The following is a 15,375-nucleotide window of genomic DNA, read 5'->3' on the forward strand; positions in this document are numbered from 1 at the left end:
AAAAAAATTGATTTATTTTTTTAACAAGTCGGTCGAAATAAACAACAAAGTTCTGCCGACAATAGATGGTTAACTTCCTCTTGATTTAATTTGTAGTAATTCCATGTACCTCTTGTTTCCCTCACAATAAGGTTAGCGTCAAGAAGGATTTTTAAATGATAAGATAATTTGGACTGTGTCATATTCACTAATTGGGCTAAATCGTTTACATTCACTTCCCCCTTTTGGGTAAGTAAATTCATTATTTGGAGTCTTTGCTTATCCGCAATGGCCTTAAATTTACTTTCATACACTTCAAAAACCGTTTCTAACGGTGTTTCTTGCAAATCTATTTCTTTTTTCACTGACAACACCTTCTTTAATCAATTTTTTTTGATGGATAATTAAAATGTATAAGTATTTCATGGAAATGTCAAACTGTCTGATATAATTTATGTTGTATATTAAGTTTGTTTCAAAGGAGAAACGAAATGATTTATAAAAATATTATTGCCATTGCTATTGGTGGTGCATTAGGGACGATAGGTCGAGGACTATTAAATATGCACTCGTTGTGGATTGGTTTGCCCATTGCAACAGTCATTGAAAATATAGTAGGAAGTTTTTTATTAGGTTTGTTTACAGGCTGGTTAATACATAAAAGAACGAAAGATTGGGTGAAAACAGGAATTGGAGTTGGGTTTTGTGGTGGATTTACGACGATGTCAACACTAGCTGCAGACACACTACTGTTGTACATGGACTCCAGTTTGCTTCATAGCTTCGTTTATTTATTTGTATCGTTGTTCGCTGGAATAACTTTAGGGTTCATAGGATTAATACTCGGCAGTAAGTGGGGAGAATCCGAGGTGAAAAGAAAAGTGGTGAATCATTAATGGAATTAGTTCTATTAGGAGCAGGTGGAGCGGCAGGAGCTGTCTCACGTTATTTAATAGGGTTACTTTTTATGAAAAAATACCCTCATCCGTACATACCAAGTGCGATGCTCATCGTGAACTTAACGGGCTCACTCGGGCTGGGATTGTATTTTGGAGCGGTCTATGATGCTATTCCAACAGCCGCATATGATGAATTACTATATTTATTACTAGGTATAGGTTTTTTTGGAGCTTTCACTACTTTCTCAACGTTTAGTATGGAGTTAATAGAATTGATACGAAAAAAGTTTTATAAAAAGGCGATTCTTTATTTCTCACTATCTATCTTCGGTAGTATTGGAATTTTTCTAATTGGATTTATGGTAAGTAGATAAATTGATTAAATGAGGTTAGGACATAACAATTTTTATTAAAGTTTAATTGAACAAAAAATATACAGGGAAAACTCGCTCCGGAAATATACTTCGCTTTCCGCGGGCGTGTCTAGTTACGGCGGCTTGGCCCTCGAGACATAAGCCAGTCACTTCCGTTGGGCAAAGAGCGCCCAACTGCAGCGTCTGTCTTATGCTTGTCGGGCCAGAGCGAGCCGCCTTCACTTTTCGTACTGGTGAGCCTCCTCGTGCTTCGCACTGCTATCTTCTCACCTATGCCTTTCCTCCCGCTGGAGTCTACGTATATTTCCTCCGCTAATCCTGTGATAGTTCGTTTTTTATCATCATCAATTTAGTTTTGTCTCACCTCAATTATCCCATAAGGCTCCTACTTGTAAAAGTAACTTTTCGTCAAGATGCTTCCCGATAATTTGCATACCAATTGGCAGTCCTTTACTGGATAATCCAACTGGAATGGAAAGTGCTGGATTTCCTGACACGTTAGCTGGAGCAGTAAAAGGCATGCACTTTTTTGTAATTTCGATATTAAAAGGGACAATGTCTTCTTGGAATTTAGGAGCAGCAATTGGAATAGTTGGACCTGCTAAAATATCTACCTGTTCAAAAGTTTGTTTAACTGCGTTTGCAACTACACGTCTAGCTTGCTGTGCTCTAACGTATTGGGGGGTGTCCGTTACGATGCCAGTCTGGAAAAAGATACGTACATCATCAGCAAAACCTTCATTGTTTTGTTGGAGTCTTTCGTAATGATAGCTTGAAGCTTCTCCAGTCGTTATCACATAATTGGCAAAAGTAGCAAGTTCAAGCTCCGGAATATCCAATTGTATAATGTGTACTCCTAAACTATTTAGGTAGGAAAGTGCTTCTTTAAATTTCATTTCCACATCGGGCTCCAAACCTTGTAAGAAAAGAGTAGGTACACCAATTTTTAAACCTTTCATGTCTTTAACCAATTTTTCTTTATAGTCAGGCTTCGGTGCTTTTATGCTTCCAGGATCATTTGGGTCATAGCCTACCATTTCATTTAACATAATGGCAAGATCCGAAACAGACCGTGCCATTGGGCCGATATGATCTAATGACCATGCAAGTGGGGCAACTCCGTATGAGCTTACTAAACCGTAAGTAGGTTTTAAACCATATATCCCGCACATTGCAGCTGGAACTCTTATTGATCCAAACGTATCGGTGCCAGTAGTTAATGTGACTAATCCTGCGGCTAATGCTGCGCCACTTCCTCCACTAGATCCTCCTGGAGAATGTTCTAAATTCCAAGGGTTCCTTGCATTACCGTAAGCTGGGTTCGTATTTGTTATTCCACCGCCAAACTCATGCATGTTGAGCTTACCTGTCATAATTCCACCTGCACAGAGTAGCTTCTTTACGACAGTTGCATCGTAATCTGGTACGAATTGTTTTAATAAAGCAGAACCACCAGTTGTTAGAGTTCCTTTCGTATATTTGTTGTCCTTTATACCAATCGGAATCCCGTGTAATGGGCCTTTATATCTTCCATTCATTATTTCAGCTTCCGCATTTTTTGCTTGCTGATTGGCTAGTTCCGGTAATGTTGTAATATAGGCATTAACAGTAGAATCTAATCTTTCTATACGTTCCATGATGGACGTGGTAACTTCCACCGGTGATATTTTTCTAGTTTCTATGAGAGGGGCAAGTTCGGTAGCGGTAAGTTTATAAATTTCAGTCAAACTTTATCACCTCTGGATCAACAACGACAATCGGAACCTCTTCATTAATCGTTGGAAATTCTTCAAGTGAAGCTTGAGCTTGGTGAATGATAGATACGATTTCACGAACATAAGGAACATCTTTTTCTATAACTCTAATATTGTGTTTTTGTAACGAGATTTCTATTTCCTGCATGATATACCTCCTAATACCCAGATAGTATTACTGTATGATTTAAATGAAGTTTTGGGAGGAGTCTTTTAAGAAAAAACAAAAAGCGCAGGGAACATCCTGCACCTTTCATCATTAATTAAAACAAAGTTAATACGAATCCACCAACAGCACCGGTTAGTACGATTAACCACGGTGGAAGCTTCCAATACATTAACATACTAAAAAGCACAGCAGCAAAAGCAAAATCAATGGCAGAAAGAATTGAACTAGTCCAAATCGGATGATAGAGAGCAGCAATTAAAATTCCGACAACCGCTGCATTGACACCCATTAGAGCGGCCTTTACTTTCCCATTTTGACGTAGTGTATCCCAAAATGGTAATGTACCTAATATGAGTAGAAAAGCAGGAAGGAAAATCGCAACAGTAGCAAGTAAACCTCCTTGCCAACCGTTAATAACAGCACCAATGTAGGCGGCAAAAGTAAATAGAGGGCCAGGGACAGCTTGAGCTGCTCCGTATCCGGCTAGAAACTGTTCTTCAGTCAACCAGCCTGTCGGTACAAACTCACGCTCGAGCAGTGGTAATACGACATGTCCACCACCGAACACTAAGGAGCCGGAACGATAAAAACTGTCAAACATCGCAACAGATTCTAAAGATGTAACTTCTCTCATAATCGGAAGAACAATTAACAGCCCAAAAAAGATTGCTAAACTAATATATCCAAATCGTTTACTTATAGGGAAGAGAGCTTTAACAGCACCTTCTTGGACTTTTTGCTCTTTAAATATTAGATAACCAATAATTCCAGCTATTATAATGACCGATACTTGTGTAAAAGCCGTTTGCCATAATAAAGTAATGACAATAGCCCCTAGTGCTATCGCTTTTCTAGAAACATCAGGAGTTAAATTTTTCGCCATCCCTAGTATTGCATGGGCAACAACAACGACAGCAACTATTTTTAATCCGTGAATCCATCCTGCATCTTCAAAACCAAAATTATGTAAAAGTAATGCGAAAATAATTAATATAAGAACGGAAGGGAGAGTAAATCCGATAAAGGCAGCTATTCCACCTAAAATTCCACCACGCATAACTCCAATTCCTATTCCAACTTGGCTACTAGCTGGTCCAGGCAAGAACTGACAAAGTGCCACTAAATCAGCATAACTTTTGTCATCCATCCATTTTCTTCTCTGTATGTATTCGTTATGAAAATAGCCTAAATGAGCAACTGGTCCACCAAATGAAGTTAGTCCTAGTCTTGTAGATACTAGAAGAATCTCCAAGAGAGTTGCTAGTCCTTTGTTTTGTTTTTCCAAGTAGTAATACCTCCTTTATACACATAATAAAAAAATAGTAACAAACAGTATAAATGAATGCAATTTAAGTGAAGGAAATTTAAAATAATCTTTACAATACACGAAATTAAGGGATAAAACCTTCTTGTTCGCTCTGTAAAATTTGCTTACCTCCAATTGCTTCCACAGCTGCTCCGACAGATTGTAAAATGTCTCCCATAATTGTTAACCGCTGAGCGTCGAAAACTATAGAAGGATCAACTGCTTCAATTTGTTTAGTTACGCCTATTGCTTCCATTACTTGACCAATAGTTTGTACCCATATACCAGTAACTACTTTTGTATCTCCTTGTACTTCTTCTTTAATAAGCAGTAGTTTGGAAACTAAAATAGCTTCGGCGATATTTCCAATTGCTTGTAACCATACTGCTGCAGCTATTTGTTTTTCAAGAGAGAGTATTAGTTCTTCTCTTTCTTGTTCATTTAGTTGGGAATGTGTTTCTTTAGCCAATAGTATCACCTCAAGGCATTTGAAGTATTTTTCTTCTTTAGCTTATTCAAGGGAAATGGAAAAGGTTAAAGGGAGTACAAAGGAGGAAGTTATTTCAGTGTATAAAAAACAGTAGGCTACCCTTCAATAATAGAGCAGCCATCGTTCTTTTATTTTAATGCCTCTTTTGCTGCAGCAATTGCGTGAATTGCGGTGGAATCAAATAATGGAACTGGAGTATCTGATTGTTGAACTAACAATGGGATTTCCGTACAACCTAAAATGACTCCTTCCGCACCGTTTTCTTTTAAAGAATGAATAATGGATAAATACATATCCTTTGATTCCTCTTTTATAATCCCTTTACAAAGTTCATGATAAATAATGTCATGTACAATTTGGCGTTCTTCCTCGTCTGGAATAATAACCTCAATTCCTTTTTCATTTAGTAAATCGCGGTAGAATGGTTGCTCCATCGTAAATTTTGTACCTAATAGCCCGACCTTTTTAATTTTTTCCTTTTGAATATTGGCCCCAACGCAATCAACAATGTGAAGTAGGGGGATGTTTAAGTTATCCGTCATCTCCTCGGACATGATGTGCATGGTGTTTGTACAAATAACTACAAAGTCAGCTCCACCATTTTCTAACGTTTTACCTGCTGCAATCATTTTTTGAGTAGCCTTATCCCATTGTCCATTGTGTTGCAGTTGCACTATCTCTTCAAAGTCAAAGGAATGTAGAAGAACTTTTGCAGAATGAAGCTTCCCTAATTGTTCTTTAACAGTTTCATTAATGATTCGATAATATTCCGCCGTTGATTCCCAGCTTAAGCCTCCAATAAGCCCGATTGTTTTCAAAATAAGTCCCCTCCGTAATTCTATTTTCGTGTATCGTAACATGGTATACTGGTTGTTAATAGTGCCACTTTTCTAAATGTTTTATAGTACCAGTTTGTGAGGGGGATTAGTAATGCTGTTGTTTCAAGTGGATCGTTCCGAAGATAAAACATTAACCCAACAAGTGTATGAAGAAATTAGATGGCGAATTTTAGAAAATGTTTTAAAAGAAAATGAGAAAATCCCATCCTCAAGAGAATTAGCAAAAACGATAGGAGTTTCTAGAAATATTGTATTAGAAGCATATCATCAGTTAGAATCAGAGGGATATATACATATAAAACAAAGATCAGGTACCTTTATCGCATCTGGAACTTCTATCTCCCATTTAAGAAAAAAAGATTTGCAAAATACGAAACAACCTGCACCGACAGATAATAAATGCTCATCGAAAAAAAATATAATCGACTTTAAAGCTGGTAATCCTGCTATGGATCATTTTCCGAGAAAAGTGTGGGGAAAAATAGTAAAGGAAGTATGTATCGATGTTCCAGATTCGTTGTTTGGCTATCAGGATGAAAGTGGGAACGAAGAGTTAAAAGAAGAGTTAGCGTCTTATTTAGAAACTACAAGAGGTGTTGTATGTGTACCAGATCAAATCGTCATAACATCTGGGGCTACACAAGCATTATCACTTATTACAAAAATATTAGTAACCGAAGAAAAAGATTCAGTAATAGTAGAAGACCCGGTAACCGACGAAATGAGGCAAATATTCTTACATAATGGGGCAACAATAATTCCAGTAGATACAGATGTTCAAGGGATCATTCCTTCTAATATTCCTCAAGCGAAGCCAAGCTTTGTATTTGTTATACCATCCCACCAATTTCCTCTCGGTGGAACACTTTCGATACAAAGAAGAATTGAACTAATTAATTTTGCGGAAAAGCAAAATTGTTACATTGTGGAAGATGATTATGATAGTGAGTTTACATATGAAGGTAGTCCAGTTCGATCTATGCAAGGATTAGCACCCGAAAAAGTAATTTATGTCGGAACTTTTAGCAAAATATTAGCACCAGCTTTACGAATCGGATACGTTGTACTGCCTCATGAATTGCTTTCCGATTTTAGAAAGCTTAAATGGTACACAGATCGTCACAACTCTTCTTTAGAGCAAATTGTTTTAGCTCGTTTTATGAAAGAAGGGCACTTTTTAAAACATATTCGGAATATGAAGCGAATTTATCAAAGAAGAAGAACAGCGCTTGTAAACAGTTTAGAGAAATATTTTGATCATTTTACGATAATTGGAGAAAACACAGGGATGCATTTAGTCGTTGAGTTCCCAGTTATTCAATTTGATAAGAAACTTTTACAGCAATTATATTGTGAAGGAATAAAAGTTTACCCAGTGGAGGAATACGCTATTAATAAAGGTAACCATTCGAATAAACTGCTATTAGGATATGGTAGTTTGCGTGAAGAAGAGATAGAGGAGGGAGTTTCGATTCTGTTCAACGTTATATCTAAATGTAAGCATCCGTAATGTATCTTCATTGCTTTCCATTAGTAAAGTGTGATAGTTTTTAAATAGGATAACATTGGAAGGATGATGATTAAGGTGTCAATTGAAAGGGTAAAAGAACATTTTAAAAAGTGGAATAAAGAATCGGAAATTATGGAGTTTGAAACGTTGAGTGCGACAGTTGAACAGGCTGCTGAAACTATTGGAGTCGAGCCAGCTCGTATCGCTAAAACATTGTCATTTAGGGGAAAAGAAGATAAAGCAGTTTTAGTAGTGGCAGCTGGAGATGCTAAAATTGATAATAAAAAGTTTCGCCAAACGTTCGGAGTAAAAGCGCGGATGCTTTCTCCAGAAGAAGTGCTAGAACAAACAGGACATGCTATCGGTGGTGTTTGCCCATTTGGATTAGTTAACGAATTAGATGTTTACCTAGATATTTCGATGAAGCGGTTTGAGACGTTATATCCTGCATGTGGAAGTACAAACTCAGCCATCCAATTATCTTGCCAAGAGATATATGAATATTCATATGCGAAGGATTGGGTTGATGTTTGTAAAGGATGGCAAGAGACAGAAGAGAATAATCGTTCAAACAACGAAAAAATATCAACCTTATAATGATAGGATGTCCTGACCTTATAGGACATCCTATTTAATTTTGTATATTGGATAATTGATTTCTATCTAGAGCTTGCGGTGGTTCTTCCATCCAATTATGTTTTAACATAATATCAAGTCCATCTTTCGCGAAGAGGGCTATTTCAACGGATAACCGCTGATAATCTAAAACCAAATCATATCTCATACTAGCAGTAGATGCGGCAGAATAATTCCCTTGCCCGCTAGCACTTAGTACACTCATTAAATACATTATTAATTTATCAGAAAATACAGTAGTAGTGGAATCAGTTATGGCCATATCGTGATTCATAGAAGGGGTGATATCCATTTCTATTAATGCTTTCGTAAATATCCGAACATGCTTTTCAGATATATGTTTGCCATCTTCGAGAAATTTCTTAACTTCTCTCGACTTTGTTGTTTGTCCAAAAGCAGTGCATGCTAAAACACCAAGTGTGTTGGTTTTAATATTTTCAAATAGATGAGTTATTTCAATTGCATTTAAGGAGCGTTTATAAAAAGGTGGGATTCCTTGTTTAAAATATTTCTTTCCTTCAATAAATTCTACCCCTTTTTGAATTTTAATTAACGGGGGATTAACGTATGTACCTTTTTCTTTAGCTGTATCTACACAAAGATCAAACAATTTCGATGTATTCATTAAATTTTTGGAAAAGAAATCTCTAACATCTTTACGTGAACTAACTCCTTGTGATAGTGCATAAGCTACTAAACCAGTTTTCCCCATGATTTCTAGAAAAACGAGCATAAAATAGTCGGAAAATAATTTAGGGGCTGAAAGATTCACGTCTTTTTCGGTAAAACCTACAGGTATATCTAAATTAGCTTCTGTAAAGAATAGTGTGATTTCATGTAGAACGCTCTCCGCATTAACAATCGCAGTTTTTACTACTGTTTTTATTTCATCATCATCAACTGTCTTATTAAAATATTTTAATATTTGTAACGACATGCTATTTTGCATATAGTTAGTCCACAAAATTCCAATCTCAGCAGAAGTTAATCCTGTTTTTTTCACGCTTAAACACCACCTTCATATAACAGTTATAGTTAGATTTTCCTCTAGTACAGTTCTTATACAAATTATTTATATATAAAGGGAATTAAATTAGATATAAGACTTGGCCACGTGATAATATAGAGGTAGGCAAAAAAAAGAAGGTGACGATCGTAAATAGGAAAAATATATTTCGAACATTGTTGTTATTAGCAACTGCATATACAATATATATTCTTTTACAATTTGAAGGCTTTTCTTTATTGCTAGATGGCGATATAGAAGGGTTACGCGCAATGATGGAGGATAACTTATTATCGACTATATTCTTTACATTGTTGTTTATGGTGATTCAAAATGCTGTTTCGGTCATTCCACTCATACTAATTGTAACGATTAATGTACTATTTTTTGGTTTTGCTTATGGCTACGTGTGGAGTTTTTTTACTAGTGTTATAGGTTGTATTATTACATTTTTAGTAGTTCGCTTCTGGTTACAAGACTTTTTTATGGATAAATTAAATGAAACGATTCAAAAAAAAATCGAGGAAAATGGAACATTCTTCGTTTTTATCTCGAGACTTGTACCAGTTGCTCCAACAAGCTTAATTAATATTGCCTCTGCGGTTAGTACAGTTAGCTTTAAGCAATATTTGATAGGTACACTTTTCGGAAACATGATTTATATATTCTTTTTATCATTAATACCACTTGGGTTAATGTCAGCTGAAGTAGAAAAATTTGTTTTAATTTTAATAGCTATTATTGCCATTCCTTTATTTTTATATCGAAAAAAGTTACGATTTGCGAAAGTGAAAGCAAAAGCAACGAATGAATAATGAATTGGAGTGGTTTGTTGGTATCTTTTTTACTAGAAGTTTGGGAATATATATTAGTTTTTATTTTTGCTGCAATTCCGTGGTTTGAAATTGCTCTTATTATTCCACTTGCTATAATTGGTGGGTTAAATCCAGTTTTAGTAGCACTTGTTGCTTTTTTAGGCAATTTAGCTACGGTTTACCTATTAGTTATCTTTTTCGAGAAGTTTAAAGCGTGGCGAGAAAAGAAGAGAAAAGTTGATGAACCAAGTAAGTCCAAAAAAGGAAAGCGTGCTTATAAAATTTGGAATCGGTACGGACTTCCAGGTTTAAGTTTTCTAGGACCAATTGTCATTGGCTCTCATATTGCTGCGTTTATTGGGTTAATACTTGGTGCAAATAAGAAAAGTACAATTATTTGGCAGACGATGAGTTTAGCAGTTTGGACTTTAATATTTGTTGTCGTTACTTACTTTGGGTTAGATTTCTTAAATATCGGAAAAGGTTAGCTTGAATTCGTTTTATAACGATTCAAGCTTTTTTATTTTCAAAGTACATATTGCAAAATATTGGCATATAGTATATAGTACATTACAACAGTAATGCACTATGTTAGGTGGTGGAAAATTGATTGTAAATAATGACGGAACAAAACCAATTTATATGCAAATAGCAGAATGGGTTGAAACTGAAATTTTAAACGGGAACTTCGTAAGTGAAGACAAAGTGTATTCACAGTATCAGCTGGCGGAAATGTTTAATATAAATCCGGCAACTGCTGCAAAGGGATTAAGTTTATTAGTAGAAGATCACATTTTGTATAAAAAACGGGGGTTAGGAATGTTTGTTACAAATGATGCGTTGGAATTAATTAGACATAAACGGAAAAATCAGACGTTGAAAAGATTGATCAAAGAAATAGTTTTAGAATCTGGGAGACTTGGGGTAAGTGAGAATGAGCTCATAAGCATGATAAAAGAGGTAGCGGGGGAGGAGACGACAGAATGAATGTGATCGAATGTGAGGGTCTGTCGAAAAAATACGGTCGCCATGAAGCATTACGAAATATATCTTTTACACTAAGTGAAAATAAAATTGTAGGCGTTATCGGCCGAAATGGCGCTGGAAAAACGACGTTATTAAAAATAATAGCTGGATTTTATAAAGAAACGTCAGGAAGAATTCACGTTTTTGGGGAGAAGCCTTTTAATAGTTTATTAGCATCTGTTAATTGTATTTATATTGATGATTATATGAGCTTACCGACCGCATTAAATTTAAGTGAAATATTACAAACTTGTGAGTCGTTTTATCCAAATTGGGACAGGGGACTTGCTGAAGCATTATTTGACTATTTTCAATTTCAACCGAAGCAGAGACATAATACTCTCTCAAAAGGAAAGCGAAACACTTTTTATACCATTATCGGCTTAGCTAGCAGATGTCCATTAACAATTTTTGATGAACCGACAACAGGTATGGACGCAGCGGTTAGAAAAGACTTTTACCGGGCGTTATTAAAGGACTACTTAGCACACCCACGTACTATTCTTCTATCAAGTCATCATTTAGAGGAAATAGAGGATTTACTCGAAGAAGTTCTTCTCATCAAAAATGGAGAAACGTTTCTTCATACGAGTATGGATGATTTAAAGGAATATGCGATTGGTTTGTCAGGTAAAAAAGAAGCTATTGAAACATGTATTTCTGCTGAAAGCGTGTTATACGAGAAGGAACTAGGTTTAGATTCTGTTTATAAAGTGGTGAAAAATTCATTGGGGGTAAGAGAAGCTTGTTTGAAAAATCAAGTAGTAATTAGTCCGGTATCCGCCCAAGATGTAGCCGTTTATTTAACTGCCAATACGAAAGGAGGAATAGATGATGTCTTTCGCGACCGTTAGTTTTATGGAGATAATAAAAAAACAGTATCGCTATAAGTTACGAGCATATTCAGCTGTGTTTACTTCGTTTATCGTATTACAAGTGATAGGTCTATTGTTTTCGACAACTATGACCGGATCCGCTGCAGGTGGGAGTATTGGAATTGATTATCAAATGACGTATTATACGAATGACGTTCAGTTAATTTTCACGTTTATTTGGATTTTTACATCTGCGCTCCTATTAACAACGACTGCTTACCGAAATGACGATCTGACGTTTGTCAGCACTAGACTATCAAGCAGCATCTCAAACATTGCTTTTTTAGCAACTGCTAGCATTATCGGAGCTATTTTCACCTGGCTAAGTCACTATTTTCTGTATGTTGTTATCTATGTAGTAACTGGTCAACAATTAGTTTTGGAAACGGATGCGTTAACCGTTTTTGATATAGCAATTGGCGTTGTAATAACAATGTTATATATTTTGTTAATTAGCTCCGCAGGTTATTTTGTAGGTGTACTCGGTCAAGTTCATAAAGCCTTTCGAATTATTATCCCTGCGATCGTTTTTGGGATAATGATTAATTCTATTAACGTTCCAATTGTACAGAACATTACTGCTTTTTTTGGGATGGAGTCATCTTTCCTCCTTTTCACATTGAAAGTGTTTATCGTTTCAGGTGCTTTATTTTATAGTGCAACATTTTTAATGAACAGATTGGAGGGGAAATAATGAGTGTAATAGTTTCTTTATTATTGCTTCTCAGCTTTTTTCTAATCGTTGGAATTATTATTTTTTCACTACTAAAACTAGCACCCAAATCGAAGAACATCTCTAGTAAGCGTCCATATTATGCTCTAGCGGTTTATTTTACAATACTAGTAATTTCTATCCCGGTATATGCAATGTTTACTTCAAGTGACGATCAATATGAGATGGTAGAAAAGCGCACTGTTGCAATAGAAAATCAGGAATTAGAGGAATTACTCATAAATGGATTAATAGAAAAAATACCTCAGGAAAGGATCATTAGTAATTGGAATGTTGATTATCCTTATGATTCAATCGTCATTACTTCTAGCACATATGATGGGTACAACTTATCTATTTTTATAGAAAGAACAGAAGCAAATGATGAAAAACTTGAAGTTTATTATGTTAGAGGGACATCTATGTTAGATGGAGTAGACATTAGCTCACATCAAAATCCAATTTATGTAGGTATTAATGAAAGGCAAATGACAGTTGAAATGCCTGTACCGATCTCAATAAATATAAATAAAATTTCATTTCCTTTTTCTTTTCAGCAAATAGGTAATGAGAGAACAGAAGATGAATGGTATTGGTGGAATTCTCATTCAGAAGTTCCTAATCATTTACTATATCTTAAAGTTCCTAAAGGAATAAAAATAACAAATGAAACACCGTTTATGATTGATTATGTAAATAACTAACTACTATATTTTCGACTATTTCAATGACGCATTTCTTTATTGAAATAGTCTTTTTTTTGAAAAAAATAATACTTATCGTTTTTAATGTTACATAATCTAGTGTTATAATAGTATTAAGTAACATACGAAAGGAATTATATTCATGAAGTATGTCGAAGCAATCAAAAAAATAGAAGATATTCAAGCAATAAAGCAATTTTTAAAAGACCAATCGTTACGTGATTATCTTTTATTTGTAATGGGAATTAATACCGGCTTGCGAATTAGTGAGTTACTATGTTTGCGTTGGGAAGACGTTCTCGATAATGATGGCGATGTAAAAGAATTTCTACAATTACCTAACCTACCTCCTATTTATTTAAATCAACAAGTACAAATATCCATTTCAGAATATTTAAACAACGAATTACCGAATCAAGATCATTTCATTTTTCAATCAAAAAAACTGTCAGGACCAATATCAAGGCAACAAGCTTATCGGATTATTAATTCTGCAGCGAAAGAGGTAGGAATTCCAGATAAAATTGGTACTCATACTTTAAGAAAAACATATGGTTACCATGCTTTTAATAAGGGTATTGCGATTTCCCTTTTGCAAAAGATATTTAATCATACTTCATCTTCCGAGACGTTAAGGTATTTAGGAATTACTAAGTGTAAAGACTCTCCTGTGAAAATTGACGTTAATCTTTAGTTAAAAAATATAGAAGGGAGAAATGCTATGTTAGAAGGTGCCTTTAACGTTGACTATTTTGTACTTTTAATTGGGCTATTGTTAATAGCTGGAGTTATCACTACAAAATTTTCAACGAAACTTGGTGTTCCGTCACTAGTCCTATTTATATTAGTTGGGATGTTAGTAGGTAGTGATGGACTTGGATTTATTTATTTCGATAACGCGAAACACGCTCAGCTTATAGGAATTGTTGCACTCGTTATTATTTTATTTGAGGGTGGTTTAGAAACGAAGTGGAGCAACGTTAGACCAGTAATGTGGCCATCACTATCACTTGCCACACTTGGTGTAGTATTAACAACGACCATTGTAGCATTCGCTGCAAAATTAATTTTAAATGTTAGCTATACGGAGGCGTTTTTATTCGGTGCGATTGTAGGATCAACAGATGCGGCAGCTGTATTTGCTGTATTAAAGGGGAAAAACATTCGTCCGAAATTAGCGTCTACACTTGAAGCGGAATCTGGAACGAATGATCCGATGGCTGTTTTTTTAACAATATCCTTTATTGAAATTTTATTAGCTTCAGACCCAAATTACTTTACGTTAGTTGGAAACTTCTTTTGGCAAATGGGGTTTGGCTTATTTATTGGTTTAGCACTTGGAAAATTAGCTTCTATTTCTATTAATAAAATAAACTTAGATTCCAGTGGCCTTTATCCTGTTTTTGCCTTAGCTTTCGCATTATTAACTTATAGTATTGCAGCATTCATAGGTGCAAGTGGTTTATTAGCGGTATATGTAGCTGCTCTAGTTATTGGAAATAATGATTTAACTTATCGACAATCGATATTCCGTTTTAATGAAGGTTTTGCATGGATGATGCAAATATTAATGTTCGTCATTTTAGGATTGTTAGTTTTCCCTGGTCAATTATTTCAGTGGGATATTATTTGGAAGGGACTCTTATTATCTATTATTCTAATGTTAGTAGCTAGACCAATCGCAGTATTTATCTCTACTTTTAAACTTGGTTATGGCCGAAAGGAACGAATTTTCCTCTCTTGGGCAGGTTTACGTGGGGCTGTACCAATTGTATTAGCGACTTTTCCGATGATTGCAGGAGTGCCCAACAGTCAACTATTTTTCAATGTAGTATTTTTCGTTGTACTAACATCTACGTTAGTACAAGGATCCACGATTACACTAGTTGCGTCTAAATTAGGACTTACTGGGCCGAAAAAAATAACCCCAATGCACTCACTTGAATTAGTATCGATTGGTAAAGCAAATGCAGAAATTATTGAATTCCACGTTGAAGAAGATGCCGATGTCGTTGGCTTGTCATTATCTACTATTAACTTTCCAACAGGTACATTAATTAATGCCATCATTCGTAAGGATCAGCTCGTAACTCCAACAGGAGACACAACGATACAAGAAGATGATATTTTATATATTTTAGTATCTCGAATTCATAAAAAGCAAGTTGAAACATTATTAAAGAAAAAGAAAGAAGTTAATATAGAAGAACTTGATTTCGAACAAGAAAAAAGTTCGTAATAATCATTAAAAAGGTCCCGAAAAGTCAGTAGAATACTGATT

Annotated in this window: 19 protein-coding genes; 12 read left to right on the top strand and 7 right to left on the bottom strand. The window is 35.3% G+C overall.

Annotated elements, in window-relative coordinates:
- Positions 1–20: 20 nt before the first annotated feature.
- Positions 21–344, bottom strand: a complete 324-nt coding sequence (locus tag BC6307_RS03300; protein ID WP_084380613.1) for an ArsR/SmtB family transcription factor — start codon at positions 342–344, stop codon at positions 21–23.
- Between the two features lie 126 nt (positions 345–470).
- On the opposite strand from BC6307_RS03300, the gene BC6307_RS03305 reads away from it, so the two are divergent.
- Both BC6307_RS03305 and crcB read left to right on the top strand, forming a co-directional pair.
- The gene (locus BC6307_RS03305; protein ID WP_066419478.1) at positions 471–875 is read left to right on the top strand and encodes a fluoride efflux transporter FluC; all 405 of its coding nucleotides are present in this window, start codon (positions 471–473) and stop codon (positions 873–875) included.
- Entirely contained in the window at positions 875–1,252 is a 378-nt protein-coding gene (crcB, locus tag BC6307_RS03310) for a fluoride efflux transporter CrcB (protein WP_066419479.1), read from the top strand. The genes BC6307_RS03305 and crcB overlap by 1 nt, the downstream gene beginning before the upstream one ends.
- A 365-nt stretch (positions 1,253–1,617) precedes the next feature.
- On the opposite strand, the gene BC6307_RS03315 is transcribed toward crcB, so the two are convergent.
- From BC6307_RS03315 to BC6307_RS03335, 5 genes are all read right to left on the bottom strand, one after another.
- A complete protein-coding gene (locus BC6307_RS03315; RefSeq protein ID WP_066416787.1) occupies positions 1,618–2,979 on the bottom strand; it encodes an amidase in 1,362 nt (453 codons plus the stop codon).
- Positions 2,972–3,154: a hypothetical protein gene (locus BC6307_RS03320; RefSeq protein WP_066416785.1), complete on the bottom strand. Its 183-nt coding sequence runs from the start codon at positions 3,152–3,154 to the stop codon at positions 2,972–2,974. Before BC6307_RS03320 ends, BC6307_RS03315 begins: the two co-directional genes overlap by 8 nt.
- Before the next feature lie 115 nt (positions 3,155–3,269).
- A complete protein-coding gene (locus BC6307_RS03325; RefSeq protein WP_066416782.1) occupies positions 3,270–4,460 on the bottom strand; it encodes a chromate transporter in 1,191 nt (396 codons plus the stop codon).
- Positions 4,461–4,566: 106 nt separating this feature from the next.
- Positions 4,567–4,950: a DUF6944 family repetitive protein gene (locus BC6307_RS03330; protein ID WP_066416780.1), complete on the bottom strand. Its 384-nt coding sequence runs from the start codon at positions 4,948–4,950 to the stop codon at positions 4,567–4,569.
- Between the two features lie 149 nt (positions 4,951–5,099).
- Positions 5,100–5,789: an aspartate/glutamate racemase family protein gene (locus BC6307_RS03335; RefSeq protein WP_066416777.1), complete on the bottom strand. Its 690-nt coding sequence runs from the start codon at positions 5,787–5,789 to the stop codon at positions 5,100–5,102.
- 112 nt (positions 5,790–5,901) lie between these two features.
- Here BC6307_RS03335 and pdxR point away from each other — a divergent pair, with 112 nt between their 5' ends.
- Both pdxR and BC6307_RS03345 read left to right on the top strand, forming a co-directional pair.
- Entirely contained in the window at positions 5,902–7,320 is a 1,419-nt protein-coding gene (gene pdxR / locus BC6307_RS03340; RefSeq protein WP_066416775.1) for a MocR-like pyridoxine biosynthesis transcription factor PdxR, read from the top strand.
- A 75-nt stretch (positions 7,321–7,395) separates the two neighbouring features.
- Complete coding sequence (locus BC6307_RS03345) at positions 7,396–7,917, top strand: YbaK/EbsC family protein (protein WP_066416773.1); 522 nt, start codon at positions 7,396–7,398, stop codon at positions 7,915–7,917.
- Positions 7,918–7,951: 34 nt separating this feature from the next.
- Here the strand turns inward: BC6307_RS03345 and BC6307_RS03350 are convergent, their stop codons facing one another.
- Positions 7,952–8,959: a DUF3231 family protein gene (locus tag BC6307_RS03350; RefSeq protein ID WP_084380455.1), complete on the bottom strand. Its 1,008-nt coding sequence runs from the start codon at positions 8,957–8,959 to the stop codon at positions 7,952–7,954.
- A 143-nt stretch (positions 8,960–9,102) separates the two neighbouring features.
- On the opposite strand from BC6307_RS03350, the gene BC6307_RS03355 reads away from it, so the two are divergent.
- From BC6307_RS03355 to BC6307_RS03390, 8 genes are all read left to right on the top strand, one after another.
- Positions 9,103–9,777 (top strand): TVP38/TMEM64 family protein, encoded by a 675-nt coding sequence (locus BC6307_RS03355; RefSeq protein WP_157076656.1) that lies wholly within the window; start codon positions 9,103–9,105, stop codon positions 9,775–9,777.
- 17 nt (positions 9,778–9,794) lie between these two features.
- Positions 9,795–10,265 carry a small multi-drug export protein gene (locus BC6307_RS03360; protein WP_235858141.1) on the top strand — a complete coding sequence of 157 codons (471 nt, stop codon included), beginning with the start codon at positions 9,795–9,797 and terminating at the stop codon, positions 10,263–10,265.
- 118 nt (positions 10,266–10,383) lie between these two features.
- Positions 10,384–10,764 (top strand): GntR family transcriptional regulator, encoded by a 381-nt coding sequence (locus BC6307_RS03365; RefSeq protein WP_066416764.1) that lies wholly within the window; start codon positions 10,384–10,386, stop codon positions 10,762–10,764.
- Positions 10,761–11,657 carry an ATP-binding cassette domain-containing protein gene (locus BC6307_RS03370; protein ID WP_066416761.1) on the top strand — a complete coding sequence of 299 codons (897 nt, stop codon included), beginning with the start codon at positions 10,761–10,763 and terminating at the stop codon, positions 11,655–11,657. The genes BC6307_RS03365 and BC6307_RS03370 overlap by 4 nt, the downstream gene beginning before the upstream one ends.
- Positions 11,635–12,372, top strand: coding sequence for a hypothetical protein (locus tag BC6307_RS03375; protein ID WP_157076655.1), 738 nt, complete (start codon positions 11,635–11,637; stop codon positions 12,370–12,372). The genes BC6307_RS03370 and BC6307_RS03375 overlap by 23 nt, the downstream gene beginning before the upstream one ends.
- Positions 12,372–13,094, top strand: a complete 723-nt coding sequence (locus BC6307_RS03380; RefSeq protein ID WP_066416757.1) for a hypothetical protein — start codon at positions 12,372–12,374, stop codon at positions 13,092–13,094. The genes BC6307_RS03375 and BC6307_RS03380 overlap by 1 nt, the downstream gene beginning before the upstream one ends.
- 142 nt (positions 13,095–13,236) lie before the next feature.
- Positions 13,237–13,788 (top strand): tyrosine-type recombinase/integrase, encoded by a 552-nt coding sequence (locus BC6307_RS03385; protein WP_066416754.1) that lies wholly within the window; start codon positions 13,237–13,239, stop codon positions 13,786–13,788.
- A 27-nt stretch (positions 13,789–13,815) separates the two neighbouring features.
- Entirely contained in the window at positions 13,816–15,333 is a 1,518-nt protein-coding gene (locus BC6307_RS03390; protein WP_066416749.1) for a potassium/proton antiporter, read from the top strand.
- The last annotated feature ends 42 nt before the right edge of the window (positions 15,334–15,375 follow it).

The organism is Sutcliffiella cohnii, from assembly GCF_002250055.1.
Lineage (GTDB): Bacteria > Bacillota > Bacilli > Bacillales > Bacillaceae_I > Sutcliffiella > Sutcliffiella cohnii.